Raw genomic sequence first — 26,241 nt, forward strand, 5'->3', positions numbered from 1 at the left:
AAATATATAGTATGAAAAAAACCCTTTGGAAAAGTTAAACAAGAAACATAAAAGTTAAATATTTGTTTACCTTTTAAAAATTTAAACATTAATAAGCGATTCAATAAATTAAAATAGCTCTATCTAGAAATTTTTATTTATCCTTATTTTTTTATTCTAAGCTATTTTCATGCTACGAATTTAATGTAAGATTTCTTTGATAAAAGATTTTGATACAAAGCGTCTTGGTCAGAAAGAAGGTTCCAGGTTGAACTGGCTAAATTAAACCGTTTGTTAGTTTTTAACTAGTAATTTGGGTTTAATATCAATTTTAATTTAGTTTGGATATAGTTTTTCGTTAGTATAAAATACCAATTGAGGAGAAATTATGGCAGTAAAAATTACTGATATTTGTATTGCATGTGGTGCCTGTATTGATGAGTGCCCGGTAGAAGCAATTGTAGACGATAGTGATAACCCAACAGGTGCAGATATCTATTATGTCTATGCTGACAAATGTGTTGAGTGTGTAGGACATCATGATGCTCCAGCATGTGCTGAAGCTTGCCCAACTGAAGGCTGTATCGTATGGGACGCTCCATATGCAGGACAACCAAGTCGTGACGAGATCAGTGCAGATATGCGAAAAGGCACAACGCCTTGCGCTGAATAATAACCACAAAGAGGGGAAACCCTCTTTGCCTTTCTATGATTTAAAATAATATTTAATTGATATTAAAAAAAAAATTCTGCTATACTCCCACGTTCTAATTCCCTACAAAGTTATGAAATTCAATTATATATAGGAGAGGATTGTGGAGAACACATTATCCATTATTAAACCAGATGCAGTAGCAAAAAATGTTATTGGTAAAATTGTTGACAGATTTGAATCAAATGGGTTAAAAATTGCAGCGATGAAAAAAGTCCAACTTAGTCAAGCAGATGCTGAGGCTTTTTATGCAGTGCATGCAAGTAGACCATTTTTTGGTGATCTTGTTAAATTTATGATCAGTGGACCTGTTGTGGTTATGGTTCTAGAAGGCGAAAATGCCGTTCTTAAAAATCGTGATCTTATGGGTGCAACGAATCCTAAAGAAGCAGCAAAAGGTACTATTAGAGCTGATTTTGCTGACAGTATTGATGCAAATGCAGTGCATGGTAGCGATAGTTTAGAAAATGCAAAAAACGAAATTAATTTCTTTTTTGCTAGAAGAGAAATTCTCTAATTCCAATGAAGATTGAATTCAAAAAAGTTCCCACAACTGGGATTCATTTTGAAACATCTCTGGATGAAATTAAATTTTTTGGTGAAGCGTTAAAAATAGACAAAACAATGGTGAAATGCACAGGTCAATTGGAAGGAACACTTCCTCATTTGTGCGACCGATGTGGCGAAAATTTTGAATTAACGGTAAATGAGCGTGTTGAAGTCTTTGCACAAGAAGGTCTTTACGAAGATCAAGAGGGCGAAGAACTTTTAAATATAATAGAATTTTTTGATGGTTCGATTGATCTTGATTCAATACTTCAAGGTGAAATTGAAGCTTTCAAAAGCGATTACCACTATTGTGGACAATGTGAACAACTAAAAGGAGAATAAAATGGCTGTACCTAAGAGAAGAGTGAGTAAAACCAGAGGCGCAAAAAGAAGAACACACTACAAAGTAACCCTTCCTATGCCAGTTAAAGATAGTGATGGAACATGGAAAATGCCTCATAGAGTGAACAAAACAACAGGCGAATATAAAAACTAAATGCTAACCATAGCAATTGACGCGATGGGCGGTGACTTCGGTCCCGCTCCTATTGTTGAAGGTACGCTTCAGGCGCTTAAAGAGCGTCAATTTAAAGCACTGCTTGTCGGGGACATTAATGTTCTCAAACCTCTTATACCTCAAGAATACTTAGCTAAAATCTCTTTTGTTGAAGCATCAGATATTTTAGATATGCATGAAGCAGCTACGAATGCTCTCAAACGCAAAGAAACATCTATTTATAAAGCTGTTGATCTTGTCAAAGATAAAGTAGCCGATGCTGTTGTTTCGATGGGACACAGTGGTGCAACAATGAGTTTAGCCACGCTTCGCATTGGAAGACTTAAAGGTGTTCTACGCCCTGCCATCGCTACCATTATGCCGACAGCCGTGCCTGGAAAGCTTAGCCTTGTATTAGATGTTGGCGCCAATGTTGACTGCAAAGCAGAGCATTTAGCACAATTTGCAATTATGGGTGAGACATATGCTAAAGATGTCCTGAAAATTGCTCAACCAAAAGTAGGACTCCTCTCTAATGGTGAAGAAGAGAGCAAGGGTAATGAGACAACGAAAGAGGCATTTGCAATACTTAAAAAGCTTGAGAGTTTTGTAGGAAATGTTGAAGGCAATAATGTTTTTGATGGTTCTGTTGATGTTATCGTTTGTGATGGTTTTGTAGGAAATATTTTGCTTAAAGCGAGTGAAGGTGTAGCCGATTCTATTACAAAAATTATCAAACAAAATGTACGCCGATCACCATTAGCAATTGCAGGAGCAGTGCTTATGCGTAAAGTTTTCAAAGTGCTTAAAAAGCAAGTTGACTATGCAGAATATGGTGGTGCACCACTGATTGGAATTAATGGGTGTGCCATTATTGGCCATGGTAAGAGCAATGCGAAAGCAGTCAAAAATGCTATTTATCAAGCGATTAATTTCTCAAGCTCTGGTATCAACACGGATATTGAGCAAAAACTAGTGCTATTAGAGCAATAAAGGATTAATGTGTATGCATCTTTAAAATCCATTGGAGGCTATGCCCCTTCCCATGTTTTGAGTAATTTAGACCTTGAGAAGATGGTTGAAACAAGTGATGAATGGATTGAGAAGCGTACAGGTATTAAAGAAAGACGTATTGCATCCGCAGAAGAAGCAACGAGCGATCTAGGGGTCAAAGCAGCTCAAAAAGCCATTGATCGTGCAGGCATTGCTAAAGAAGAGATTGATCTGATCATCTGTGCAACCCTTTCCCCTGACTATTTTTGTATGCCTTCTACGGCATGTGTCATTGCTGGGAAACTTGGTATCAATGATGTGATGGCCTTTGACATCAGTGCTGCATGCAGCGGATTTGTCTATATGCTCTCAATGGCCAAAGCTTTTATTGAGTCAGGTGCAAAGAAAAACATTTTATTGATTGGTGCTGAAAAAATTAGTAGCGTGGTTGATTATACTGATCGTGGAACGTGTATTCTTTTTGGTGATGGTGCGGGTGCTGCCATTATTGGTGTAACTGAGGATAAAAATGAAGCTATCTTAGATATTCATGCTTCTGCTGATGGTCGTTATGGAGACCTTTTAATTACTCCAGGTTGCGGTTCGAAATACCCTTGTTCTCAGGAAACACTGGATAATAAACTGAATTACATCAAAATGCAGGGTAATGATGTTTATAAAGTAGCAGTCAAAACACTTACAAATGATGTGATTGATATTTTAGAAAAAAACAACATCACTGCTTCACAGATCGATCATTTCATACCTCACCAAGCGAATATGAGAATCATAGAAGCTGTTCGCGCAAAGCTTGATTTCCCTATTGAAAAGACTATTTTAACCGTTGCAAAATATGGTAATACTTCAGCAGCCTCAATACCGATGGCAATTAATGACGCCTATGAAGAGGGACGTATCAAGAAAGGCGATTTAATGCTTTTAGATACTTTTGGTGGCGGTTTTACATGGGCTAGTGGTCTTGTAAGGTTTGGTGGCAACTAATATTTTTTGATACCTTCGTAAAGGTTAACGATTATGGAAGTCTTACATGCATTAAAGTCTGAAATTTCAAAGGTAATCGTTGGTCATTCGAAGCTGATTGACTCACTGATTATTGCACTGCTCTGTGACGGGCATGTCCTTATTGAAGGCGTCCCAGGGCTTGCTAAAACAACAACGATCAATACTTTAGCAAAAGCATTAGGGCTTTCCTTTGGAAGAGTCCAATTTACTCCCGATCTTCTTCCCAGTGATATTATAGGTGCCGAAATTTATAACCCAAAAAGTGGTGAATTTGTTGTCAAAAAAGGGCCTATTTTTACCAATCTTCTCTTAGCCGATGAGATTAACCGTGCTCCTGCTAAAGTACAATCAGCACTCTTAGAGGCGATGCAAGAGTATCAAGTTACTATTGGAGATCAAAGCCTTAAACTTCCGCGTCCTTTTTTCGTCCTAGCCACCCAAAATCCTATTGAATCAACTGGAACGTATAGTTTACCAGAAGCACAACTGGATCGTTTTATGATGAAACTGTTGGTGGGTTACAATACCAAAGAAGAAGAGATACTCATGGCACGCAATGTGGCACTTGGAATACACGAGTCTATTGTGACTGTTTTAAAGAGCACAGCACTTCTAACACTTCAAAAACAACTTAAATCAATTCATATCGACCCACAAATTGAAAACTATATTGCCGATCTTATTTTTGCTTCACGCGAGCCAAAAACATATGGATTGGACAAATTGGAAAATTTTATTCGTTTTGGAGCAAGTCCACGTGCGACGATTGATTTGCATAAAGCTTCAAGAGCCCATGCACTGCTGCTAGGCAGAGATTTTGTAACGCCTGTTGATGTGGCAAGTGTGAGTAAAGAAGTTATGCGTCATCGCATTATTCTCAGTTATGAAGCTGAAGCGCAAGGCATCAGTACCGATACGCTGATTGATACACTTATAGAGACCATTCCTCTTCCTTGATCCGTGCAAACACTTAGTTACAATACCATTATTGCGCGTAGTAAAAAGCATCTTTTTGGTGAGATGGTTGGTTCTAATTCTTCTTCTAAGGAAGGGGATGGATATGATTTTTCTCAGATTCGTCCTTATATGTACGGTGATAATGTCAAACGTATTGATTGGAAACAAAGTGTCAAAACGGGACAAATTCAACTTCGTAGTTTTTTTGAAGAAAAAGAGATTACTGTTTATGTACTAGGCTTAATGAGTGGAAGTATACATTTTGGCATTGATCGTATGAAGCAAGAGCTGATGGCTGAAGTGGTAGCACTTTTGGGGTTTAGTGCGATTAAAAATAGTGATTTCTTTTCATTAGCGCTTCTATCAGACAAACTCCTGTATGAGAGTTTACTCTCAAAAAAAGAGGCGATACTCAGAGAAGCGACACATAAAACACTTCAGAGCCCCATAATTGCTCAGCACTTAAACTGGAATTTTATTCAAGATTATGCGCTCCATAGAATTAAAAAACCTTCTTTACTTTTTATCCTTAGTGATTTCTTTGAAATGCCTCTTTTGGATGCCATAGCCAAAAAGCATTCGGTTGTGGTGATTAAAATACGAGATCATTTTGAAGAAAAACCTACTGCATTAGGCTCACTTTACATTAAAGACCCGACAAGTTTACGTGAAGAAAAAGTCATGCTTGATACGGGTTTGGTAAAAGCGTATACCATCCGTCAAAAACGATTTGATCAGCAACTAGACAGCTATTTGAAACAACAAGGCATTGCACAGATGAGTCTTTATACAAACGAAGATCCTTACATTAAGCTTTCCTCTATTTTAAAAGAAATGTAATGGAATCACTCAAAGATATTAAAGGCTTAGTCATCATTCCTGATTATTCATGGATGGTATTCTTGAGCATCATACTGTGTATTGTAGGAATTTTGGGTTGGTTTCTTTGGAAAATGAAGTCTCCACAAAAAGTATTGACACCCAAAGAAGAAGCTTTAGTATTTTTGAAAACAGTCAGTATGGAAGATGCCAAGGAGTGTGCCTATGCATTGAGTCAATGGGGTGCTTTGCTGGTTGATGATACCAATAAAGCGCAGTTTGAAGCTTTGCAAGAAAAGCTTTCCTACTATAAATATCGTTCGTATGAAGCGCCTTTGAAGGTCAAAGAAAAAGTGTTGTGGCAACAATTTTTAGGAATGAATGATGCTGACATTTGAATATCCTTATCTCTTCTTGGGGATTATTATTTTTGTCATTTGTGCGTTTACATGTAAAGAAAAACGTAGTGCCATTTATATGCCTCATTGGCTTTCATTGCCTTTACATGTAAAGACCAATCGTTTGCAAATTATCCTCAAATGGTTAGGGATAAGTATGCTTTTTACGGCACTTGCTTCACCGATCATTCAAAATAAAGAGGAACAGCTACGCCTTTCACATTCAATTTTGCTTCTGTTGGATGTGAGTGAATCCATGCATAAAGAGATGTTTGATCGAACAACGATGAAGAGTAAATTTGTTCTCTCAAAAGAGTTGGCGTCGGCATTTATTGAGAAGCGAAAGATGGATAACATCGGGGTGATTGTCTTTGGTGATTTTGCGTATGTCGCAACGCCTTTAACGTATGATTATGAGAGTGCCTCAATGATTGTTCAAAATCTAGAAGAAGGGATTGCGGGAAAAAAAACAGCCATGTATGATGCGCTTTTTTTAGCGACACGATTGCTTCAAAACAATAGTGCCAAAGAGAAAGTTGTCGTATTGCTAACCGATGGTTTTAACACGACAGGAAATATTCCTCTCGATGCAGCATTAAGAGCGCTTGAGAGTGAAAAAATCAAAGTCTATGCCATTGGAATCGGGCGAGAAGGTGAGTTTGATGAAAGTGTATTGGGCTTACTCGCACAAAAAAGTGGTGGTGCTTTTTTTAAAGCCAATAATGCCAAAACGCTTGAAGAAATTTACACGAAAATTGATGCGATGGAGCAGAGTTTACAGAGTTCATCGGTGAAATATCACTATCAGTATCTTTACATATATCCGCTTTTAGTAGCATTTTTAACGCTTTTAGGTTATGGCAAGCTTGCGTTTAGGCAAAATGTATGCAACTAGAATCACCTTATTTTTTACTACTTCTGCCACTGTTAGCGCTTTGGTGGAAAATACTTTGTAACCAAACGAAACATACACTCTTATCGGAAGAAATTCTTGAGAAACTGTTAGTTGAAAAGAAAAGCGCATCATTACAACCTAAGTTGTTTTTGGTAGCGCTTGTTTTGATGGTTATTGCCCTTGCGCGTCCGACTTTACATGTAAACAAAGATACAACACTACAAATACACGCAATAAGTACTTTAGCCATTGCGATTGATATTTCAAATTCGATGTTAGCGCGTGATGTTTATCCTTCTCGCTTGGATTTTTCCAAGGTTGCTGTTCAGAAAATTTTTGAGAAACTCAATGGTTTTAAATTTGCGTTGCTTGCCTTCTCAAATGATGGCTTTTTAGTTGCTCCAACGAGTGAAGATAGAGCAAGTTTAAATTTCTTGCTCAAGCATTTAAGTACCGAAACACTCAGCAGTGAAGGCAGTTCCATTCCTTCTGCCATCGCTTCGGCAAAAAAAGTATTGGCACCGTTAAAAGAGACAAGTAAAAATCTTTTGATCATTACTGATGGTGCTGATGGTGATAAAATTGAAGAGGCGATTGCGCTTGCTAAAAAAGAGCAGATACGCGTTCATCTCTTGCTTGTTGGAACAACCCAAGGCGCTATGATTTACACCGCAAAAGGTGAAGCACTTAAGGATCAAAAAGGCAATATTGTCATCACTAAGCGAGCAGATACAATGAAAGAATTGGCACTGAAAACAGGAGGCGCTTACATTGCAACCAGTGGAGATTTGAGTGAAATAGCATGGTTGATTGAGCAAATTGCACTGAAAGCTTCAAAGCAAAACGTGCAAAAAGAGCAGCCTTATGAGGTAGTTGAGCTTTTTTATTACCTTTTAGGAATGGCTTTAGTAGCGCTTTTTTTTGCATTTCATTCTTTACATGTAAAACGTTTAATGCCTCTTATTGTGCTAGTTTTAGGTATTTCTCCTGCGCATAGTGGTATTTTGGATTGGTGGGAAATTGAACAAGCCAAGAATGCCTATGAAAAAGCTGCTTATGCTGAATCTGTGCGCTTGTATGAAAATGTGAAAGCTTCCAAACAGAGTGATGCTTCTGCTTACAATCTTGCCAATGCGCTGTATAAAGCAAAACAATATAAGAAGGCGCTATATTTGTATGAAGGGATTCAGAACGAGACACTGCAACGCCAAGTATTACACAACAAAGGAAATACTTTGGCTCAATTGGGGCGAATTGATGATGCGATCAAGGTCTATGAAAAAGCGTTAAGTATAGAAGAAGACAAAGATACACGTTATAATTTAGAGTACCTAAAGCAACAAAAAGATCAAAAGACAAAAGAACAAAATCAGCCAGAAGAGTCACCGCAACACGAAAACCAAGAGCCTCAAAAAGAGAATCACAATAGCGAAAAAAATAAAGATAAAATTTCACCTAAACCTATGGATGAGCAAGAAGCCAAAAAATGGGAACGAGCGCTGATACAAAAGGAGCCTGTAACAAAACCAGTCATACTTTATAAAAGCGATAAAATGGAGAACAATAATGCGATTACATGGTAGTTTCGGGCTATTTTTTATCATAACGCTTAAGCTTTTTGGAGCACATGCTTTTTTATTGCAACCTTCTATTGAACAAGGGGAAAGTGTTACATTGGTGATAAGCGCTAAAGGTGAGAGTATTAAATTTCCAGCGATCGATCAGATTGATGGTTTTACAGTCGTTTCGCATCAAAATCGCCAAAGTATCGAGCTGAATAATGGAGTTGTTACGAAACAGCTTGATCATTATGTGACATTTTATCCAGATCGCAATGTTACGATTCCAGTATATGAGGTCATCGTAGATGGCAAAAAAGAGTTGACAGAGCCACTCCAATTACCGTTCGTACAAAAAGTTGCCACAAGCGCACGCAAAGAGCCTTTTTCTTTCGAAATGAAAGTATCCAATATAACACCTATGCGCCATGAAGGGGTAAAACTCTCTTTTATTTTCAAACGCAATCAAAATGAAAACTTGGTAGATATGCGCTTTTTGAAACCGACATTGGAAGGATTTTGGGTCAAAGAGGTGGGCAAAGATAATCCACACGTTGACGGTGATAATGTTGTGCATACGGTTCAATATATGATTTATCCGCAAAAAAGTGGAGAACAACACATTGTTCCAGCAAAAATTGAGGTTGCAAGGCAAGTTACTTCACGTGAGATGTTTGCCAATCAAATTCAGTGGAAGAGCATTAGTTCCAACGATCTTACGTTACATGTAAAACCTTTAGAAGGTGCTGATCTTCTGGGCGAATTTGCGATAAATTTACAAAATGATAAAGAAGAAATTGCTCCCAATGAAGCGGTAAATGTGGTTGTGAAAATTACAGGAGAGGGTAATTTTGATGATATTGAACCTTTTACACTCAATCTGCCCAATGCAACTGTTTTTACAGATACGCCCAAGGTAACGACATGGATGGAAGGCGAAAAACTCAAAGGTGAATTTGTTCAAAAATTTGCCATTAATGCACAGGAATCTTTTGAAATTGCACCATTAGAATTACGTTTTTATCACCCTTTAAAACAGCATATTGAAAGTGTTGTTACTGATGCTAAAACAATTAAAGTGCTTGGAGAAACGCTTCTGTCCAAATCAGAAAAAGGTGTTGCTGAAGAAGAAAAAATTCATAGGGAGATGCCTATAAAATGGCAATTTGATCTACGTAGCTTTGCTTTTGGTCTAGGAGGTGCCACTTTAGTGATCCTAATGGCAGGGGTACTGTATCGTTTTAAAAAAATTAAAATTATTCCTCGCAGAATGCAGCAAAGGGATGTATTGCAAAAATTATTGAAATATCAAGGTCAAAATGAAACAGTGGATTGTTGGATAGAAAAACTTGAAGCCAATCTTTACAGGGGTGGCAAGCACCCCATTAATCGTAAAGCTATTGATACGTTGTTAGAGGATCTTGTGTAGGGTTGTGGCTTTACTCATCCACGCTTCAAGCCCTTTCCAGTCCTCTTCTTCAATCATTTTTTTTGATTTTTCAAGCTCTTGCTCAAAAACCTCAATAGAACTTAAAAGGTTATTTTTATTTTGTCTAAAAATATCAGACCACATTTGAGGTGAACTTTTAGCAACACGACTCATATCACGAAAACCACCCGCTGCAAGGGCTAAAATACTCTTAGGATCTTCTTGTCCCATAACACTGTTAGCCAGCGCATAGCTGATAACATGGGGAAGATGCGAGATAAACGAAGCATGTGCGTCATGTGAAATGGGATCCATAAAGACAATTTTCATTCCAATGTGTGAAAACATCTGAATGGCACGATTTTTATGTAAATCATTGCTATTGTCTGTGTCGCACAGAACAACTACTTTATCATGATAGAGATTTTGAATAGCAGCACTTGGGCCGAATTTTTCTGTACCCGTCATTGGGTGTGCGGCAATAAAATTGGAGCGAATAGACTCAGGCACAGAAGCTACAATTTCCGCTTTCGTACTTCCTAGATCAATAATCGTTGTTGTATCCTGCACATCTTTTAGGTCTTGAAGTGCTTTAATAATGCCTCCAACGGGAATAGCAAGGAAAATAACATCACACGTTTTAATTTCAGCGAAAGAGACAATATCGTGAATGAGTCCTAGTTTTAATGCCTCTTCACAGTGGCTTAAGTTATGATCAAATCCGACAATTTTAGAGACCAGTTTTGTATTTTGAAGTGCTAATCCTAAAGAGCCTCCCATTAAACCTAATCCAACAATTCCAACAACCATTTTTAATCCTTATTTTAGACATCTTTATGTATCAAAGAATAGCCTTATTATGGGTTTAATAGGCACTTAATTCTAGAGATGGTATTATATTCAAAATATCTAAAAAAATAAATTTTAGGGCTAATCAGTATGAAAAAAAATAACTGCGTTGTCTCTTGTCGTTGCGACTTCTTTGTGCGCGGCTCCGTTAAAAAGCCTCCAATTTGATGGTTTGATCCACCTCTCTCCTGAGATGGCTTCAGAAATGATCGACATGAGAGCAGGTGATTCTGTGGACATGGAAAAGATCGATAAAGCGGTTAAAACGCTTTATAAACAAAATTATTTCGAAGATGTTTGGATTGAAGAGGTAGGCGAAGGCGCTCTTGTTGTTCACGTCAAAGAAAAACCTGTCATTGCAAAAATTGATCTTGTAGGCATTAGTGATAGTGATAAAGATGAAATAAATAAACTTATTGGCATCAAAAAAGGTGAAGTATATGATGTTGAGCGTGCGGAAGCTTCAAAACTAAAAATTATCAAGTTTTATGAAGATAAAGGCTATTTTGATACTGTTGTTGAGTCTAAAACAACACCACTCAGGGAAAAACTTTCGATTTCCCTTGACTTTGTTATTAATCGTGGTGAAAATGTAGTGATTAAAAAAGTAACGTTATGCGGTTCAAAAGCTCTCAACTATAACGATGTTGAACCAAATATTGCCAATAAATCTGAAGAGTGGCTACCTTGGATGTGGGGCTTTAATGATGGTAAGCTTCGAACAAGTGATATAGAGCATGATTCCGCACGTATTAAAGATACTTATATGCAAAAAGGTTATCTTGACTGTGATGTAAGCCAACCGTTCTTAAAAACATATTTGGATAGTTATACGGCTGATTTGGTTTACAATGTCAATGAAGGTGAACAGTATAAAGTGGGCACGATTGGTATTGAAATACCAGAAGGATTTATTGATGTCCAAGCGGTCATTGCTGAGATGAATCTTCAAAATGGGAAAGTCTTTAATGTCTCAAAATTACGTAAAGATATGACGTTGATTGAGACTAAAGTAGCAGATCAAGGTTACGCCTTCGTTAAAGTTTCCCCTGACGTTAAAAATGACAAAGAGAACCATATTGCAAATATTACCTATCGTGTTATGCCTGGTGAAAAAGTTTATATCAATAACGTCAGAATTTCAGGAAATAGTAGAACAATCGATAGAGTTGTTCGACGTGAAATTTACTTAGCCAACGGTGATATGTACAGCCGTACAGATGTTGATGATACAAAAAAAGCACTCAAACGTACAGGCTATTTTGAAGATGTAGAGATTAAAGAAGAGCGTATTAGTAAAGATAGAATGGACATTGTCGTCAATGTTAAAGAAGCTTCTACTGGATCTATTGGCGGCGGTATTGGTTATGGTTCATCTGATGGACTTCTTTTAAGTGCAAGTGTTTCCGATGGCAATATCTTTGGATCAGGTTTAAGAGCAGGTATTGATGTAGAGCGATCTGACAGTGAACTTAACGGTGCAATTTCTTTAGCCAATCCACGTCTGTTTGATTCCGTCTATAGCCTTAGTGGAAAGATTTACGGGGCAGACAATTCTTATTATTATTACGATCAAAAGAAATATGGTATTAATGTTGTTTTAGGTCGTAAAATTGCTCGTAACTGGGGGGTATCACTCGGCTACATCATAGAGCAGGGTAAGCTTTCAAATTTAACTAATGAGCTTCAAGAATATAAAGGTCAATTATGGACAGACGAAACAACGATTAAAAGTTCTGTTGTTCCTGGTATTTCTTTTAACAATACGGATGATTATTATCTTCCACGTAGCGGTATTGCTGCAAGTTCCAGTTTAGAGATTGCAGGATTGGGTGGTGATGAAAAGTTTATGAGCAGTGTTAATAAATTTGCAACCTATTATGGCTTACAAGATCTGATTGATTATGATCTTATTTTACGATACAAAGCACAGTTTAAATACCTTGCTATCAACTCAGCAGATGAAAAATACTCTTATGGTGAAAAATACTATATGGGTGGTATCAGAACAGTTCGTGGATACGAGTCAAATTCACTTTCGCCAAAACTACCTGGTAAAGATATTTTGATTGGTGGTAACACAATGCTTGTTAATACTGTAGAGGCCAGCTTCCCATTGGTTGAAAGACTAAAAATGCGTGGAGCAATTTTCTTTGACTATGGTATGATTGGTGAAGATAATCTCGATATCAAGCGCGGTGGTACAGGTGTAGCATTAGAGTGGATTTCACCACTTGGCCCTATTGGCTTAGTCTTCTCTCAACCCGTTATGGATGAAACAGGCGATAAAAAAGCTTCCTTTGAATTTACAATCGGACAAAAATTTTAATCTCATAGGATAATGGGAGTTGAAAAACTCCCCTAAATCTTCATACCTTCAAATACTTTTTTCTACTTAATAATGATTGCAAAAGAGGCAGGTTTTATAAGCTGTTTGATCTGCTCATGTGCCAAGAAAAGTTTTTTTTTCTGCTTGAATGGTCAGTGTATGGTTTTGATAACTCAAAGCGATTTTACTACGGCTCATATCGCTATTGATTGCTTTTGAAAGAGCCAGTAGAAAACTAAGCCATTGTACTGTTTGAATATCGGGTAAAAGCGCTTTATATGTATTCATATCTTCTTCACTTGGAAGTTTATTGACATGGTATTTGACGAGCATTGCGATGAGTATTTTTTGTTCGTGTGAAAAGCCATAGTTGAGATTGTTGAGAATAAAATAAAAACTATGCATTTGATTTTGATAGAAACCCAATTTTATACCAATATTTAAAAGTTCTGCTGCAACACTAAGTTCCCATTTGTATTTTACAGGTATATTATGGATAGGAGAGAGCGTATCAAAAAGAAGGTTTGCAACTTTTTTGATATAGAGATTCTCGTCTTCTACAATTGAAAAACGATCTTTGAAGCTTCGAAGACTGAGTTTGAAATCAGGGTTAAATTTATGGTTAGAAGAGCGTAAAAGATCACATAAATAAGCACCTTCCCTGATACCTGCACCACTTGTAATCATTTTTTGACATCCCAATTTTTGGAGAACTGATTGAAAAATAATACACCCTTCACGCATCGTATCGTATCGATCTTTACGTACTCCTAGAACTTTTAACCCTAAGACATCAGAACTCACAATGGCATTCACAAAGGGTGCATGTGAAGTTATCTCATACTCAAAGCCATGTACGGTTTTAAGGGGGTAGTTAGTGCGTTCCATAATAATTTTAGAGAGCGATCGAAGAGTGCCGCCAATGCCAATCATATCATTAGATGTAAAGTGCTCAGGAATTTTCTCAAGCTCTTTATGAATAAAAGAGCGAATATCCGCTAATGGAATTTTTTTATCAAAAAAGAGTTCTTTAAGTCTAACTGTACCGATATTAAGAGAAATTGTATCAACAATTATGCCATTTTCAATTCTGGCAAGTTCTGTTGAACCTCCACCAATGTCAATTGTGACAGCATCTTTAATTTCTTTAAGGTAATTTAAAGCACCAACAGCGCCGTAATAGGCCTCTTTTTTCCCTTCAATCACTTTAATATTAATATTAAGTTCATTATGGATTTTATTGATAAAGGTGCTTGCATTGGGAGCGTCTCTAAGTGCTGATGTTGCAATGCAGAGAACTTTATTGCATTTAAACCCTTTGATAATATGACCGAACTCTTCAAGTGTTGTAAAAGCACGCTTCAGAGCAGGTTCTTGCAATACACCACCAAAATTATAGGCGCCTTCGCCAATACGTACACGACTTTTCGTCTCGTCAATGAGGTGGAAGGCAAAACGGCTACTTTTCTCAAAGATTGCCATTCTTGCAGAATTAGATCCTATATCAATGATAGCTGTGCGTTTTGACATTAATTGTCGCTGCTGAGCTGTTCATATTTTAACTTTAACTCTTCAACGCTTTCAATATTGTCAGGATCTGCAACAATGCATTCAACTGGGCATACAGAAATACAAGCTGGTTCATCATAGTGCCCTACACATTCTGTACAAACATCTGGATCGATGATATAAATAGGATCTGACTCCTCAATAGCACCATTTGGACACTCATCGCGACACGCGTCACAAGCGATACATTCATCTGTAATCATTAAAGACATGCTTATTTTCCTTCATTTAAAGTGAAATTTATTGACGAGTTTATACACTAAAAATACTTTAACGAAATTTAAAGCGAGCGTTTACGAAGAGGAAGTAGTAATGTGGCAATGGTTCCTTTGGTATCTTCTCTATTTTTAAGAGTTATTTTTGCCCCTAAGGCATCAGCTGCATTTTTGGCAAGAAACAGTCCAAGCCCTGCACCGGTTTGATTTCCATAACGTTTAAAAGGCGCAAAGAGATCTTTACTTTCATCAATGCCAATTCCTTCATCTATGACACAGACAAAGAAACCTTCTTTCGTCAGATAGGCTTGAATCGTAATATTTCCTTCTTTGGGAGTAAATTTGATGGCATTTTGAACAAAGTTTTGCAAAATATGCATGAGCAGTGTCGGTTGAATCGTAATTTTATAGCTTATGGGAACGATATCTTCAATAATGTTTTTTTCTTCCATCTTGGCTAAGATGGTATAGTTATTGATCTGCTCTTTTAAAAAGGCGATCAGGTCAATTTCAATAGGTTTCTCAAATTGTGCACCTTCTTGCCTTCCAATCTCTAAGATATTGCTAATCATCTTGTTCATATCATTAATCGTTTGGTTATTGCTTTTGAGGGTATCAATATATTTTTCATTCTCTCTTGGCTTTAAAAGGGTTACTTCATTTTTGGTTTTCATAACAGCCAATGGGGTTTTAAGTTCATGCGCAGCGCCAATGAAAAGCTCTTTCTGCGAATTGACAAAGATTTGAATCCGTTCAACCAATTTATTGATACTGATGCCTAAAGGTTGAAACTCACTTGGCAACTTTTGAGTATCGAACATTTGTAAAAAATTTTCATTCATACTTGCTAATTTATTGGTTAAAGAACGTATGGGTAAAACGAGCATACGTGAGAGAAATAGGGCATAAAAGAGGATCAAAAAGATCGCGGTTAGGTTAATAATAAGAATATTTTTAAGAATTTTATTGAGCAAGATATCAGTGTTGGAAATATCTTTGGTGATGGAGATAAAATAATGTTCGCGTTTTTCTAAAGGGTAGTAGATTGTAAGAAATTTTTGGTCATCTTTTTCACTGTGCTCGAAAGAGGGAACATTGCCTTGATTGACACGAATAGCTATGGTGACTTGTACATCATTAGGGTTATTAATTGAACTTAATGATGGGTCAAAAATATTAATGCCCATACGTTCAATAGAGCTAGTGCGTGATGTTGCAATAATTTGGGCTTGTTTGGTAAGTTCTTGTGTAATGTCTTCAAAAATAGAAATTTTGATGTAATTGTAAAGAATGACAGAGAAGATTACAATCAGTGTCGCCGAAGCGGACACCAATTGTAATATAAAACTTTCTCTTATACTTTTTTGGGAAAGCAAAATCTATAACCTCTTCGTCTTACTGTCTCAATCGTTGAGATTTCTAATGGTTTGTCCATTTTTTGACGAATTTGGTTAATTGCAACTTCAATAACATTTGGTGTTACAAGCTCTGGCTCTTCCCAGATTGCATCAAGGAGTTGCTCTTTTGAGACAATTTGGTCACTGTGTCGTGCAAGGTGTGTTAACACTTCAAACGGTTTACCTTTAAGTTCAATCTCTTGGCCTTTATAGGTGATTTTTTCTTCATCTGGATCAATTGTAAGGTCATCAATTTTAATAACGTTAGTGCCACCAAAACGAAGACGCGCTTCGATACGGGCGACTAAAATATCAAAATCAAATGGTTTACGGATGTAATCATCTGCACCCGCTTTAAGGGCTTTAATTTCGCTCTCTTTGTCATCTTTTGCAGAGATAATCACTGCAGCAGTACGAGGAGATTTTTGTTTAATGAGGTTGATAAGATCAACGCCATCGCCATCAGGGAGCATCCAGTCTGTTAAAACGAGGTCATAATTACGAATACCAATGTAGTATTCTGCATCTTTGTAGTTTTCAGAGCTATCGGTTTGATAACCAAACTCTTGTAAGCCTTCAGCAATGGTCTTATTGAGGGTTACTTCATCTTCAACGATTAAAATTCGCATTATAAATTCCTTAGTTGCTAAAATTTAAACGGGATTATAGCATAATTTTAGCTAGATTTAAAGTTTTTTTAATTAAATTTTAATTTTTGGTGTAGTCAACCGTGTGCGAAACCCCAGCCATCGTATTTGGCAAAATATCAGGTTTAAAAATTTTTAATTTAATTTTCGACATTTGAGGATAGAGAATTTTAAGTTTTTGACTTAAGTCGGTGAGTGCATCTTCCAGCAAAAGATAGTGCATTTGATTCATTTCTGTTTCTAAAAAAGTAGAAATATTGGCATAATCAATCACATTATCACCAAGGTAATCGTATGAAATCTTTACATGTAAAATAACTTTTTGAGGCGTGTGGCGCTCTTTTTCAAGAATACCGACAATCGTCTCAAATGTTAGATTTTCTATAATAATCTGCATTAGATCACTTTAGATTCTTTACCTTGAAAGAGTCTAATGATATTAGGAATATGCTTATACACAATCAAAAAAGCGATAATAAAAATAGGTGCATGCGTTTTGATGCCTTCAAGTTCTGGATGGATAATAAACGAAGCAACAATTAAAGCTACAAGTGCAAGCAGGGATGACAACGAAGAGATTTTAAGCACTTTGCCCACAATAAACCATGTCACAAAAGCAATCGCAGTTTCGATAGGCAACATGATAAACAGCACTCCAGCTCCTGTTGCAACGCCCTTTCCACCTTCAAATTTAAGATAAGGGCTATAACAATGTCCAATAACGGCAAAAATAGCAATGGCCCAAAGTGTTTCGACACTCAGACCAACGAATTTACCAATCAAAAGTAAAGCAATGCCTTTTAATGCATCTAAAATAACCGTAGCAATAGCCAATTTTTTCGCCAATTTTGGATTGGATTCTTTTAGAACCCGTAGTACATTGGTTGCCCCAATACTTCCACTTCCTGCTTCTCTGATGTCTTGACCTGTAAAAAGTTTTGCAAGCAATAAACCAAAGGGAATACCGCCAACAAGATAGCTTAAAATATAAAATTGAACGTTGATATTAAAGAGAAAGTCCACACCGTATCCTTCATTAAAGTTGGCACAGTATAGCAATAATTTTGTTATTATTTCTTTAACGCTATAATGACTTTTTTCGATAGAACGGAAGGAATTGAGATTGGATAATCACACATTAAAAAAAGAAATTTTAAAACTCAAACACGAGTTACATGTAAGCATTGTGGCACATTTTTATCAAAAAGATGAAGTTTTTGAATTAGCAGATTTTTCTGGAGATTCTCTTCAACTTGCGCAATGGGCAGCAAAAGATAGTAATCCTTATTTGGTTTTTTGCGGCGTAGGATTTATGGGGCAGAGTGTTAAAATTTTAGCACCTGAAAAGCGTGTATTTATGCCTAAAATCGCTTGTTGTGCAATGGCGCGTATGATAGATGTGGACTATTTCGATCAAAATGTGGCTATTTTAGAAAAAGCAGGCATTAAAAAAGAAGATATTTTACCCGTGACATACATTAATTCCTCTGCAGATGTTAAAGCAGCTGTAGGTAAAATGAACGGTTATGTGTGTACCAGTTCAAACGCTAAAAAAATCATTACAAAGGCGCTTGAGAGTAATAAAAAGATCCTCTTTGTCCCTGATCGTTGTTTGGGACAAAACATTGCCAAAGAGATGGGGCTTAAATCCTGTGTCGTGGGCGATGGAAGTGATCCTAAAGAGGCTGATATTTTATGTTATAACGGTTTTTGCTCTGTCCATCAGCTCTTTGATGTGGATGATATTGCTTTTTACCGTGCGAAATACCCTGATATTTTAATCGTCACACATCCAGAATGCAAGCCTGAAGTATGTGATCTCTCTGATTTTGTGGGATCTACCAGTCAGATTATTGAGTATGTCAAAAAACTCCCAAGTGAACAAAAAGTGGCAATTGGAACGGAATATAATATGATTAAGCGTCTACGTCAAGAGAATACATACGTTCTCTCTTCTTCAAAACCAGAATGTCCAACGATGAATGAAACGACGTTACAAGATGTCTATAACGTACTTTTAAGTATCAAAGAAGGTCGCTTTGAGAATGAAATTAGTGTTTTGGAAGAGACACGAAAATGGGCACATACTGCTTTGAACAGGATGTTTGAATTATGATTAAAAAGTTTGTTAAAAAGGCACTTGAAGAGGATGTGGGTCGAGGTGATCTTTTTTCATTAGTGGGAAAAGATAGCTTTGCAAGTGCTAATATTATCTGTAAAGATATGGGTGTTTTTGCAGGACGTCCTTATGTTAAGGCACTGTGCAAGATGAATAAGCTCGATGTCACCTTTTATTTTGAAGATGGCGATGCCCTTCAAAAAGGAGATCTAGTTGCTTTAATTGAAGGAAAATCTAAAAATATTTTACGTTGTGAACGTACGATTTTGAATTTAATGCAACATGCCAGTGGCATTGCAAGCAATGTAGCAAGTTATAAAAAAGTGCTTCAAGGCTATACTCTCAAACTTTTAGATACCAGAAAGACAAGACCGCATTTACGTGTTTTTGAGAAATATGCCATTCGTTGTGGTGGAGGTAGCAATCACCGAATGGGTTTGGATGATTGTTTGATGATCAAAGATACCCATCTTAAAACGATTGATGATTTAAAGATTTTTATTGCCGAAGCCAGAGAAAAACTTCCCTTTACATGTAAAATAGAAATTGAGTCGGAAGATGTTGAATTTGCTGAATTTTCGATGCAATGTGGGGCAGATATTGTCATGTGTGACAATATGTCGCATGAGGATATCAAAGCGGTTGTTGCATATAAAAACAGCCATTTCCCTCACGTTCTTTTAGAAGCGAGCGGAAACATCACAAAAGACAATATTATAGAATATGCTAAAACAGGTGTGGATGCAATCAGCAGTGGAAGTTTGATCCATCAAGCGGTTTGGCTTGATTTTTCAATGAAAATTACCCATAAAACAGTGATCTAAGTAGGGATGTTACACTGTGGCGGATGATCAAGAGAAGACGGAAGAACCCAGTTCCAAGAAGATTGAAGATGCCAGAAATGATGGTAATGTCCCTAAAAGTCAAGATACCAGTGCTTTTATAACGCTTGTCGTGGCGTTAGCGGTTTTTTTGGCCATGTTTCCGTGGATAGAATCGCGTACCGTGTATCTTTATCACTATTATCACTCTTTGATTGGCGTTGAAATTACCAAAGAAGTGACACTGCAACTGTCAATCATCTCATTTCGAGAAGTTATCTTTATGGTTATCCCTCTAGCCTTAGCGGTTTCAGTGGCTGGAATTTTAGCCAATGTGTTGCAGACTGGCTTGATTTTCACAACAAAACCTTTAATGCCTGATTTTAGCAAAATTGATCCTATGAAGGGGCTAAAAAACCTTTTTTCAATCAAAAAATTGGTTGAAATGCTTAAGATTATTATTAAAGTAGGCGCTATATTATGGGTTTGTTACTTTTTTCTCCTTGCGTTTACCAAAGAGCTTCCAACGGTTATATCTTTTCCTTTACCTGATCAGTTAGGATGGCTAAAACATAAAATGATTATTCTCATTTCTGTCATTTTAATCCTTTTTCTTGTGTTGGCACTTGCAGATCTTCTGTTTGTACGTTTTTCTTATTTTAAGAGTTTACGCATGAGTAAGCAGGAAATGAAGGATGAATATAAGCAGATGGAAGGTGATCCTAAGATTAAAGCTAAGATCAGGCAAATTCAGATGCAAATGACGAAAAAGCGCATGATGCAGGAAATTCCACAAGCGGATGTCATTATTACAAATCCGACACACTATGCTATTGCAATTCGATACAATCAAGACAAAGAAGCTGCCCCAAAAGTTATTGCCAAAGGAACAGATTTTATGGCACTACGTATTAAAGAGATTGCAATGAACTATAATATCCAGATTGTTGAAAATCCTCCATTAGCAAGGGAGCTTTATAAAAAATGCAATTTAGGTGACATTATCCCTGAAAATCTTTATAAAGCAGTAGCAGAAGTGTTAGCATTTGTTTATAAAAGTTCGAATAAATCACGCTAAAGAGCATCAATAACTTTTCAGTCAAAATTAAGTATAATCTGCACTTTATTACTAAGTGGAGTTGTAATGTATCAACAAGCGTGGAAACGAATGCTTGAGGCCGATCACATTGTTATTGTCTCTCATGTTCATCCAGATGGTGATACATTAGGGAGTGCTTTAGCTTTATTTGACGTGCTAACACGAGCCGGTAAAAAAGTGACGCATTACAATAAAAATAGTGAACTTCCACAGTCGTATGACTTTTTGCCAGGCTATTCTAAAATAAAGTATACCTTGCCAAAGAGTTTTGATTTGGTTGTCAGTTGTGATTGCTCGACACGTGATAGACTTAAAATTCCTGAAGGGGATTATGAGATTATCAACATTGATCATCACTTAACCAATCGCTATTTTGGAAATATAAATCTTGTGGTTGATCGTTTTACAAGTGCTGGTATGGTGGTGTATGAACTTCTTAAAGCGAATGCGATTGAGATGAGTAAAGAGTGCGCCATTTGTCTTTATACAGCTATTGCCGATGACACAGGTTTTTTCCTTTATGGTGATATGGACGAGGCAACATTTCAAATTGTAGCCCAATTGGTGAAATGTGGGGCAAATCCCCAAGAAATTGCTTCAAAGGTAAAACGAAGAGAGCCTCTTTCAAAAATAAGACTCTACGGTTATATGTTGAATCATTTTGATCTCTATGAAAATGGGCGTATTGCCACGATTATTTTTGATAAAGCGACTTTGGAAGCAACAGGAGCTAAACGACACGATACCAAAAATATCGTCAATATGCTCAGGAGCATTGTTAATGTAACGATTGCCATTATGATTTTGGAAGAAAAAGAGGGAGGCTATAAAGTCTCATTGCGGAGTAAAGATATTAATGTCTCAAAAATTGCTTTAATGTATCAAGGAGGCGGTCATAAGACGGCTGCAGGATTTGAAGTTCCTGTGTGTGATCCTAAAGCACTTCGAGATGAAATTGTGGAAAAAATAAAAAGGATAGATAAAGAATGAAACAGCAAAGAAAATCTTCAATAGCAGCGTATGCGCTAGGGTTTATTTTTCTAGTTTTAGTAGGTGGACTTACTTATGTGTATAACTCAAATTTATTTGAAAGAGAAGCTCCTAAAATTGCCCTTGCCAAAGAGATAGATTGGAATTTAAAAGATCCCATCAAAGTACAGATAGAGGACAATAGTGGAATTCGTTTTGTACGTGCTTCCCTATTTGATGGCGAAAAAAGCGTAGTGCTTGAAACCAAAGAGTTTAAAACCGCAGAAAAAGTAGTTGATTTAAACCTCACTTTCCCAAAAACAGGATTTGGCGCCAATAAAAAAGCATTTGAACTAACCGTTGAAGCGACGGACGTAAGCAAATGGAACTTTTTTGCAGGTAATAGTGTGAGTGAAAAGTCTATTGTTAAAGTTGATACCAAAAGACCTGAGGTTAATGTCATTGGAAGTTCGTATAAAATTATGCGTGGTGGCGTTGCTACCGTAATTTTCAAAGCACAAGATGAGGCAATGAAATCGCTTTATATTGAGACAAACTTTGGAAAGAAATTTTATCCAACACCTTTTTACAAAGATGGGTATTACATCTCTTTGGTTGCATGGCCAACGCATATTGAAAGTTTTAGTGCTTCTGTGGTTGCCATTGATCGTGCTGGAAACTTAACGAAAGCGCATATTCCTTATTTCTTGCAGGATAAAAAATATAAAACTTCAACCATTGCCCTTGAAGATCGATTTTTAGATGGAAAGATTGCTGATCTTATTTCTGAAGTGGCACCAGAGAGGTCCTCGCTTAACAAAATAGAGAAATTTAAGTTTGTTAATGAAGATATGCGTAAAGGAAATGAAGCCAACATTCTAAAAGTAACATCAGATGTTCCTAAAGAGCTTGTCAGTGGATTTTATCTTAAAGCTTTTTACCCTTTACGTAATGGCAAAGTGGTTGCAAGTTTTGGGGATCACCGTTTTTATGAGTATGATAAACAGCCTACAAGTGAGTCTTACCATTTAGGTTTGGATCTTGCAAGCAATGCACAAGCGACAATGTTAACTTCTAATGACGGTGTGGTTGTCTTTGCCCGTGAAAATGGAATTTATGGTAATAATATTATTATCTCACATGGCTTAGGTGTTTATTCTCTTTATGGGCACTGTTCTAGTTTTATGGTGAAAGAGGGTGATGTTGTTAAGGCAGGAGAGCCTATTGCTAAAACAGGAATGACAGGCTTGGCACTTGGCGATCATCTCCATTTCGGTATGTTTGTACAAGGCGTAGATGTTAGACCTGAAGAGTGGATGGATGAGGTATGGCTTAAAGAGAGCGTATTTAATGTAATAGAATCAGCAAAGAAGATTATGGATAGATGAAAGTAACACAAAAAAATGTCAGAGTATTTCATATTGAAATTGATGATGAAGCCTCTTTCTTAGAGTATTTTAGAAAAAATACACTTCTTTTGAAGGAATTCTTTTTGCTTGTTGAAGGGAATATAACGAAGAATATTGCTTTTGTTTTAGAGCAAAGTGGAGTTTGTTATAAAGAAATTAACAACTGCAATATTCGTTTTGGTGGAATTAAAAAAGAAACGCCTTTGCTTGAAGAAGAACCTAAGAAAGAGGTAATTTCAGAAGTCTTATCAGAGCCTAAGCAACTACCAAAACTTAAGCTTTATGATCGTCCTATTCGTTCTGGTGAAGAAATTATTGAGAGTATTCCAATTGTTATTTTTGGCCGTGTTAACAGTGGTGCAAAAGTTTTTTGTGAAGAGAGTATGAGTATTTATGGTATTATTGACGGATTAGTGCAGTGCGACGGTGAATATATCGTACTCAGTGGTATCAGCCCAAGAGGTCATCTGATCTTTAATGGAGAGATTGTGGATAGGGAGACATTAAAACAAAATGTGCTTCAAAAAATTATTGTGCGTGATAATGTTATTGAGATAAAGGACGTTGTGTGAAACAAACCACATTAGCCAAGGCGGTTAGCGGTGTTGGAATAGGACTTCATAAAGGCACACCTATTCAAATACATTTGGAACCCCTTGAGGCAAATAGCGGTATTATTTTTTATCGAAGCGATGTAGGATTATTGGTTCAAGCATTGCCTCAAAATGTTGTCAATACACAAATGGCAACCGTCATTGGAAATTCGAATGCTTATATCTCAACGATTGAACATCTTCTCTCAGCCGTCTATGCGTATGGTATTGATAATATTCGTGTTGTCTTAGATGGAGCAGAAGTACCTGTTATGGATGGGAGTAGTGCTAGTTTTTGTATGATGCTTGATGAAGCAGGTATACGAAAACTTGAAGCAACGAAACAAGTGTTGATTATAAAGAAAGAAGTTGAAGTTCAAGACGGGAAAAAATTTGCGCGCGTCACACCTAGTTTAAAACCAACATATAACTTTATGATTGAGTTTACTCACCCTTCCATTGGTAGACAAGAGTATAGTTTTGAGTTTAGTAAAAAGAATTTTATTGAAGAAATATCACGTGCCCGCACCTTTGGTTTCCTCAAAGATGTGCAAATGCTACGCTCTCGTGGGCTAGCCCTTGGAGGATCACTTGATAATGCAGTGGTTATGGATGACAATAAAATTCTTAATCCTGAAGGATTACGTTTCTCGAATGAGTTTGTCAGACATAAAATTTTGGATGCCATTGGTGATCTTTCTTTATTAGGAGCGCCTTTTGTTGGAGATTATACCTCATATGCTGGTAGCCATAATTTAAATCATGAACTCACTAAAGCAATTTTAAGAGATCCAAGTAATTATGAAATTAGAACATTGAGTGTTGAAAAAGCACAAGAGTTTGAAAAGGTTTACGCATAAAAACAGTTGTTGATATTGTTGTTATTACACTTACTTCACCGTTACATGTAGGCATTTATGAAAATAACCAATTGATTAAAACTTTTGAAACAACAGATCAAACCAGTGAGGCATTGCCCTTATTGTTTGAAGAAGTTTTGAAAGTGTATCAACCCGTGCGACTTTTTTTTTTGCTAGAGGGCCTGGAAGCTTTATGGCAATTAAAATTACTTACATTTTTTTTAAAAACATTGAGTATTGCATTAAAAATTCCTCTTCTGGCATGTGATGGGTTTGTCTTTAATCAGAGTAGACCTATTCGCGCGATGCGTAATCTTTATTTTATCAAAGAGGCGCATGAGATTGTAACGAAGCGTTTGGATGATCCCATTGAACAGCCCTTTACGCTCCCTGAAGTTTTAGATGAGACCCTTTTTAACGATAATGTTGAACCACTTTATATGTTACCAGCAGTTTAGGAGCGATGTGTGAAGATAAAAATACCAGCGACCAGTGCCAATTTAGGACCCGGATTTGATTGTTTAGGTCTTGCCATTGCGCTGTATAACGAAGTTTGTATTAAACCTTCAAGTTACCAAAGTATCTCTGTTAAAGGAGAAGGTGAAGAGAATGTAAAGCTTAAGAAAAACAATATTTTCGTCTCTATTTTTTATGACATCTACCAAGAACTTACGGGCAGAAAAGATTCTTTCCGTTTTGAGTTTTATAATAATATTCCCTTTTCAAGAGGTCTAGGAAGTAGTTCAGCCGTAATCGTAGGTGCCATAGCAAGTGCTTATGAAATGGCAGGTGTAAAAGCAAGTAGAGAAAGTATTTTAAATAAAGCTATTTTATATGAAACCCACCCAGATAATATTGCACCTGCTGTTTATGGTGGATTTACAAGTTCCATAGTGGAACATGGAAAAGTAAAGACACTCAGGAAAGAGTTAAGTGAAAAATTAAAAGTAGTGATGGTGATCCCAGATCGCCCAATGTCAACAGCGCAGTCACGAACGTTACTTCCGAAGTCATATTTAATGAAAAATACGGTTTACAACCTTTCCCGTGCATCTTTACTTACAGCAGCTTTTTTTAGTGAAAACTGGGAGTTTTTAAAGGTAGCATCGAGAGATTGTATGCATGAACATCGCCGTATGAAGCAACTAAAAGAACTTTTTGAAGTGCGTGAAATTGCTTTAAAAAATGGTGCATTGATGAGTACACTCTCAGGAAGTGGTTCATCTTTTTTTAGCCTTGTTAGGGCTGAAGATGCTCAAAAGGTTGCAATTGCTCTTAAAAATGCATTTGGAATGTTTAGAGTAGAAATCTTTGAATTAGATAACAATGGTTTTGAAATCGTAAAAAGCTGAAAAACAGCTAAAATTTGATATAATCAGGCGCAAAAATGAGTCAACCCATACGAATGTGCATTGTTTGTAGAGAGAGATCTTTACAAGGAAGTTTACAAAGATTGCAGATTGTAGACGGAAAGCTCGTGCTCTTTTCCAAGGTAGGAAGAAGCTTTTATATCTGCAAGGCATGTATGACAAACAATGAAAAGAAAGTTGTAAAAA

Annotated in this window: 29 protein-coding genes; 22 read left to right on the forward strand and 7 right to left on the reverse strand. The window is 36.7% G+C overall.

The window, feature by feature from the left end; genetic code table 11:
• The first annotated feature begins 367 nt into the window (after positions 1-367).
• From Sdiek1_RS01270 to Sdiek1_RS01325, 12 genes are all read left to right on the forward strand, one after another.
• A complete protein-coding gene (locus Sdiek1_RS01270; RefSeq protein ID WP_041956163.1) occupies positions 368-652 on the forward strand; it encodes a DUF362 domain-containing protein in 285 nt (94 codons plus the stop codon).
• Positions 653-794: 142 nt separating this feature from the next.
• A complete protein-coding gene (gene ndk / locus Sdiek1_RS01275) occupies positions 795-1,208 on the forward strand; it encodes a nucleoside-diphosphate kinase (protein WP_087437536.1) in 414 nt (137 codons plus the stop codon).
• Between the two features lie 5 nt (positions 1,209-1,213).
• On the forward strand, positions 1,214-1,582 hold the full coding sequence (locus Sdiek1_RS01280; RefSeq protein ID WP_087437537.1) for a DUF177 domain-containing protein: 369 nt from the start codon (positions 1,214-1,216) through the stop codon (positions 1,580-1,582).
• Position 1,583: 1 nt separating this feature from the next.
• Positions 1,584-1,736: a 50S ribosomal protein L32 gene (gene rpmF / locus Sdiek1_RS01285; RefSeq protein ID WP_041956166.1), complete on the forward strand. Its 153-nt coding sequence runs from the start codon at positions 1,584-1,586 to the stop codon at positions 1,734-1,736.
• The gene (plsX, locus tag Sdiek1_RS01290; RefSeq protein ID WP_087437538.1) at positions 1,737-2,729 is read left to right on the forward strand and encodes a phosphate acyltransferase PlsX; all 993 of its coding nucleotides are present in this window, start codon (positions 1,737-1,739) and stop codon (positions 2,727-2,729) included.
• A 9-nt stretch (positions 2,730-2,738) separates the two neighbouring features.
• A complete protein-coding gene (locus tag Sdiek1_RS01295) occupies positions 2,739-3,731 on the forward strand; it encodes a beta-ketoacyl-ACP synthase III (RefSeq protein WP_087437539.1) in 993 nt (330 codons plus the stop codon).
• A gap of 30 nt (positions 3,732-3,761) precedes the next feature.
• Positions 3,762-4,709 (forward strand): AAA family ATPase, encoded by a 948-nt coding sequence (locus tag Sdiek1_RS01300; RefSeq protein ID WP_087437540.1) that lies wholly within the window; start codon positions 3,762-3,764, stop codon positions 4,707-4,709.
• Between the two features lie 3 nt (positions 4,710-4,712).
• Complete coding sequence (locus tag Sdiek1_RS01305; protein ID WP_087437541.1) at positions 4,713-5,549, forward strand: DUF58 domain-containing protein; 837 nt, start codon at positions 4,713-4,715, stop codon at positions 5,547-5,549.
• A complete protein-coding gene (locus Sdiek1_RS01310) occupies positions 5,549-5,926 on the forward strand; it encodes a hypothetical protein (RefSeq protein ID WP_087437542.1) in 378 nt (125 codons plus the stop codon). The genes Sdiek1_RS01305 and Sdiek1_RS01310 overlap by 1 nt, the downstream gene beginning before the upstream one ends.
• The gene (locus Sdiek1_RS01315) at positions 5,913-6,821 is read left to right on the forward strand and encodes a VWA domain-containing protein (protein WP_161491964.1); all 909 of its coding nucleotides are present in this window, start codon (positions 5,913-5,915) and stop codon (positions 6,819-6,821) included. The genes Sdiek1_RS01310 and Sdiek1_RS01315 overlap by 14 nt, the downstream gene beginning before the upstream one ends.
• Positions 6,812-8,404: a VWA domain-containing protein gene (locus Sdiek1_RS01320; protein ID WP_087437544.1), complete on the forward strand. Its 1,593-nt coding sequence runs from the start codon at positions 6,812-6,814 to the stop codon at positions 8,402-8,404. Before Sdiek1_RS01315 ends, Sdiek1_RS01320 begins: the two co-directional genes overlap by 10 nt.
• Positions 8,388-9,809, forward strand: coding sequence for a BatD family protein (locus Sdiek1_RS01325; RefSeq protein ID WP_087437545.1), 1,422 nt, complete (start codon positions 8,388-8,390; stop codon positions 9,807-9,809). Before Sdiek1_RS01320 ends, Sdiek1_RS01325 begins: the two co-directional genes overlap by 17 nt.
• Here Sdiek1_RS01325 and Sdiek1_RS01330 read toward each other — a convergent pair.
• Entirely contained in the window at positions 9,792-10,619 is an 828-nt protein-coding gene (locus tag Sdiek1_RS01330; protein ID WP_087437546.1) for a prephenate dehydrogenase, read from the reverse strand. The genes Sdiek1_RS01325 and Sdiek1_RS01330 overlap by 18 nt on opposite strands.
• Positions 10,620-10,767: 148 nt before the next feature.
• Between Sdiek1_RS01330 and bamA the strand changes: the two genes are divergently transcribed.
• Positions 10,768-12,987, forward strand: a complete 2,220-nt coding sequence (gene bamA / locus Sdiek1_RS01335) for an outer membrane protein assembly factor BamA (protein ID WP_192866759.1) — start codon at positions 10,768-10,770, stop codon at positions 12,985-12,987.
• A 114-nt stretch (positions 12,988-13,101) separates the two neighbouring features.
• On the opposite strand, the gene Sdiek1_RS01340 is transcribed toward bamA, so the two are convergent.
• The 6 genes from Sdiek1_RS01340 to plsY all read right to left on the reverse strand — a co-directional run bounded on the left by Sdiek1_RS01340 (position 13,102) and on the right by plsY (position 17,838).
• On the reverse strand, positions 13,102-14,469 hold the full coding sequence (locus Sdiek1_RS01340) for a Ppx/GppA phosphatase family protein (RefSeq protein WP_238099082.1): 1,368 nt from the start codon (positions 14,467-14,469) through the stop codon (positions 13,102-13,104).
• A 47-nt stretch (positions 14,470-14,516) separates the two neighbouring features.
• On the reverse strand, positions 14,517-14,768 hold the full coding sequence (locus tag Sdiek1_RS01345; RefSeq protein WP_087437548.1) for a YfhL family 4Fe-4S dicluster ferredoxin: 252 nt from the start codon (positions 14,766-14,768) through the stop codon (positions 14,517-14,519).
• Between the two features lie 68 nt (positions 14,769-14,836).
• A complete protein-coding gene (locus tag Sdiek1_RS01350; protein WP_087437549.1) occupies positions 14,837-16,147 on the reverse strand; it encodes a sensor histidine kinase in 1,311 nt (436 codons plus the stop codon).
• Positions 16,126-16,797 (reverse strand): homeostatic response regulator transcription factor HsrA, encoded by a 672-nt coding sequence (hsrA, locus tag Sdiek1_RS01355; RefSeq protein ID WP_012856039.1) that lies wholly within the window; start codon positions 16,795-16,797, stop codon positions 16,126-16,128. The genes Sdiek1_RS01350 and hsrA overlap by 22 nt, the downstream gene beginning before the upstream one ends.
• A 79-nt stretch (positions 16,798-16,876) precedes the next feature.
• Complete coding sequence (locus tag Sdiek1_RS01360) at positions 16,877-17,212, reverse strand: dihydroneopterin aldolase (RefSeq protein ID WP_087437550.1); 336 nt, start codon at positions 17,210-17,212, stop codon at positions 16,877-16,879.
• Positions 17,212-17,838 (reverse strand): glycerol-3-phosphate 1-O-acyltransferase PlsY, encoded by a 627-nt coding sequence (gene plsY, locus Sdiek1_RS01365; protein WP_087437551.1) that lies wholly within the window; start codon positions 17,836-17,838, stop codon positions 17,212-17,214. The genes Sdiek1_RS01360 and plsY overlap by 1 nt, the downstream gene beginning before the upstream one ends.
• Positions 17,839-17,932: 94 nt before the next feature.
• Between plsY and nadA the strand changes: the two genes are divergently transcribed.
• The 9 genes from nadA to thrB all read left to right on the forward strand — a co-directional run bounded on the left by nadA (position 17,933) and on the right by thrB (position 26,037).
• A complete protein-coding gene (gene nadA / locus Sdiek1_RS01370; protein ID WP_439951327.1) occupies positions 17,933-18,931 on the forward strand; it encodes a quinolinate synthase NadA in 999 nt (332 codons plus the stop codon).
• Positions 18,928-19,758, forward strand: coding sequence for a carboxylating nicotinate-nucleotide diphosphorylase (nadC, locus tag Sdiek1_RS01375; protein ID WP_087437553.1), 831 nt, complete (start codon positions 18,928-18,930; stop codon positions 19,756-19,758). The genes nadA and nadC overlap by 4 nt, the downstream gene beginning before the upstream one ends.
• A gap of 16 nt (positions 19,759-19,774) precedes the next feature.
• Complete coding sequence (flhB, locus tag Sdiek1_RS01380) at positions 19,775-20,833, forward strand: flagellar biosynthesis protein FlhB (protein ID WP_087437554.1); 1,059 nt, start codon at positions 19,775-19,777, stop codon at positions 20,831-20,833.
• 66 nt (positions 20,834-20,899) lie between these two features.
• Positions 20,900-21,844 (forward strand): DHH family phosphoesterase, encoded by a 945-nt coding sequence (locus Sdiek1_RS01385; RefSeq protein WP_087437555.1) that lies wholly within the window; start codon positions 20,900-20,902, stop codon positions 21,842-21,844.
• On the forward strand, positions 21,841-23,211 hold the full coding sequence (pgp6, locus tag Sdiek1_RS01390) for a peptidoglycan metallopeptidase Pgp6 (protein WP_087437556.1): 1,371 nt from the start codon (positions 21,841-21,843) through the stop codon (positions 23,209-23,211). The genes Sdiek1_RS01385 and pgp6 overlap by 4 nt, the downstream gene beginning before the upstream one ends.
• Positions 23,208-23,804, forward strand: coding sequence for a septum site-determining protein MinC (minC, locus tag Sdiek1_RS01395; RefSeq protein ID WP_087437557.1), 597 nt, complete (start codon positions 23,208-23,210; stop codon positions 23,802-23,804). The genes pgp6 and minC overlap by 4 nt, the downstream gene beginning before the upstream one ends.
• On the forward strand, positions 23,801-24,685 hold the full coding sequence (gene lpxC, locus Sdiek1_RS01400) for a UDP-3-O-acyl-N-acetylglucosamine deacetylase (RefSeq protein ID WP_087437558.1): 885 nt from the start codon (positions 23,801-23,803) through the stop codon (positions 24,683-24,685). Before minC ends, lpxC begins: the two co-directional genes overlap by 4 nt.
• Before the next feature lie 71 nt (positions 24,686-24,756).
• Entirely contained in the window at positions 24,757-25,143 is a 387-nt protein-coding gene (locus tag Sdiek1_RS01405; protein WP_238099086.1) for a hypothetical protein, read from the forward strand.
• A 9-nt stretch (positions 25,144-25,152) separates the two neighbouring features.
• Entirely contained in the window at positions 25,153-26,037 is an 885-nt protein-coding gene (thrB, locus tag Sdiek1_RS01410; protein WP_087437559.1) for a homoserine kinase, read from the forward strand.
• Positions 26,038-26,241 lie beyond the last annotated feature (204 nt).

Origin of the sequence: Sulfurospirillum diekertiae, from assembly GCF_002162315.1 — a bacterium.
Lineage (GTDB): Bacteria > Campylobacterota > Campylobacteria > Campylobacterales > Sulfurospirillaceae > Sulfurospirillum.

Excerpts from the sequence above, each read along its gene's own strand:
- minC (WP_087437557.1), top strand. The coding sequence starts at position 23,208 with ATGAAAGTAACACAAAAAAATGTCAGAGTATTTCATATTGAAATTGAT.
- hsrA (WP_012856039.1), bottom strand. The coding sequence starts at position 16,797 with ATGCGAATTTTAATCGTTGAAGATGAAGTAACCCTCAATAAGACCATT.
- Sdiek1_RS01325 (WP_087437545.1), top strand. The coding sequence starts at position 8,388 with ATGCGATTACATGGTAGTTTCGGGCTATTTTTTATCATAACGCTTAAG.
- Sdiek1_RS01320 (WP_087437544.1), top strand. The coding sequence starts at position 6,812 with ATGCAACTAGAATCACCTTATTTTTTACTACTTCTGCCACTGTTAGCG.
- plsX (WP_087437538.1), top strand. The coding sequence starts at position 1,737 with ATGCTAACCATAGCAATTGACGCGATGGGCGGTGACTTCGGTCCCGCT.
- pgp6 (WP_087437556.1), top strand. The coding sequence starts at position 21,841 with ATGAAACAGCAAAGAAAATCTTCAATAGCAGCGTATGCGCTAGGGTTT.
- Sdiek1_RS01310 (WP_087437542.1), top strand. The coding sequence starts at position 5,549 with ATGGAATCACTCAAAGATATTAAAGGCTTAGTCATCATTCCTGATTAT.
- nadC (WP_087437553.1), top strand. The coding sequence starts at position 18,928 with ATGATTAAAAAGTTTGTTAAAAAGGCACTTGAAGAGGATGTGGGTCGA.
- Sdiek1_RS01345 (WP_087437548.1), bottom strand. The coding sequence starts at position 14,768 with ATGTCTTTAATGATTACAGATGAATGTATCGCTTGTGACGCGTGTCGC.
- rpmF (WP_041956166.1), top strand. The coding sequence starts at position 1,584 with ATGGCTGTACCTAAGAGAAGAGTGAGTAAAACCAGAGGCGCAAAAAGA.
- Sdiek1_RS01340 (WP_238099082.1), bottom strand. The coding sequence starts at position 14,469 with ATGGCAATCTTTGAGAAAAGTAGCCGTTTTGCCTTCCACCTCATTGAC.
- Sdiek1_RS01385 (WP_087437555.1), top strand. The coding sequence starts at position 20,900 with ATGTATCAACAAGCGTGGAAACGAATGCTTGAGGCCGATCACATTGTT.
- Sdiek1_RS01360 (WP_087437550.1), bottom strand. The coding sequence starts at position 17,212 with ATGCAGATTATTATAGAAAATCTAACATTTGAGACGATTGTCGGTATT.
- Sdiek1_RS01330 (WP_087437546.1), bottom strand. The coding sequence starts at position 10,619 with ATGGTTGTTGGAATTGTTGGATTAGGTTTAATGGGAGGCTCTTTAGGA.
- Sdiek1_RS01280 (WP_087437537.1), top strand. The coding sequence starts at position 1,214 with ATGAAGATTGAATTCAAAAAAGTTCCCACAACTGGGATTCATTTTGAA.
- Sdiek1_RS01270 (WP_041956163.1), top strand. The coding sequence starts at position 368 with ATGGCAGTAAAAATTACTGATATTTGTATTGCATGTGGTGCCTGTATT.
- Sdiek1_RS01315 (WP_161491964.1), top strand. The coding sequence starts at position 5,913 with ATGCTGACATTTGAATATCCTTATCTCTTCTTGGGGATTATTATTTTT.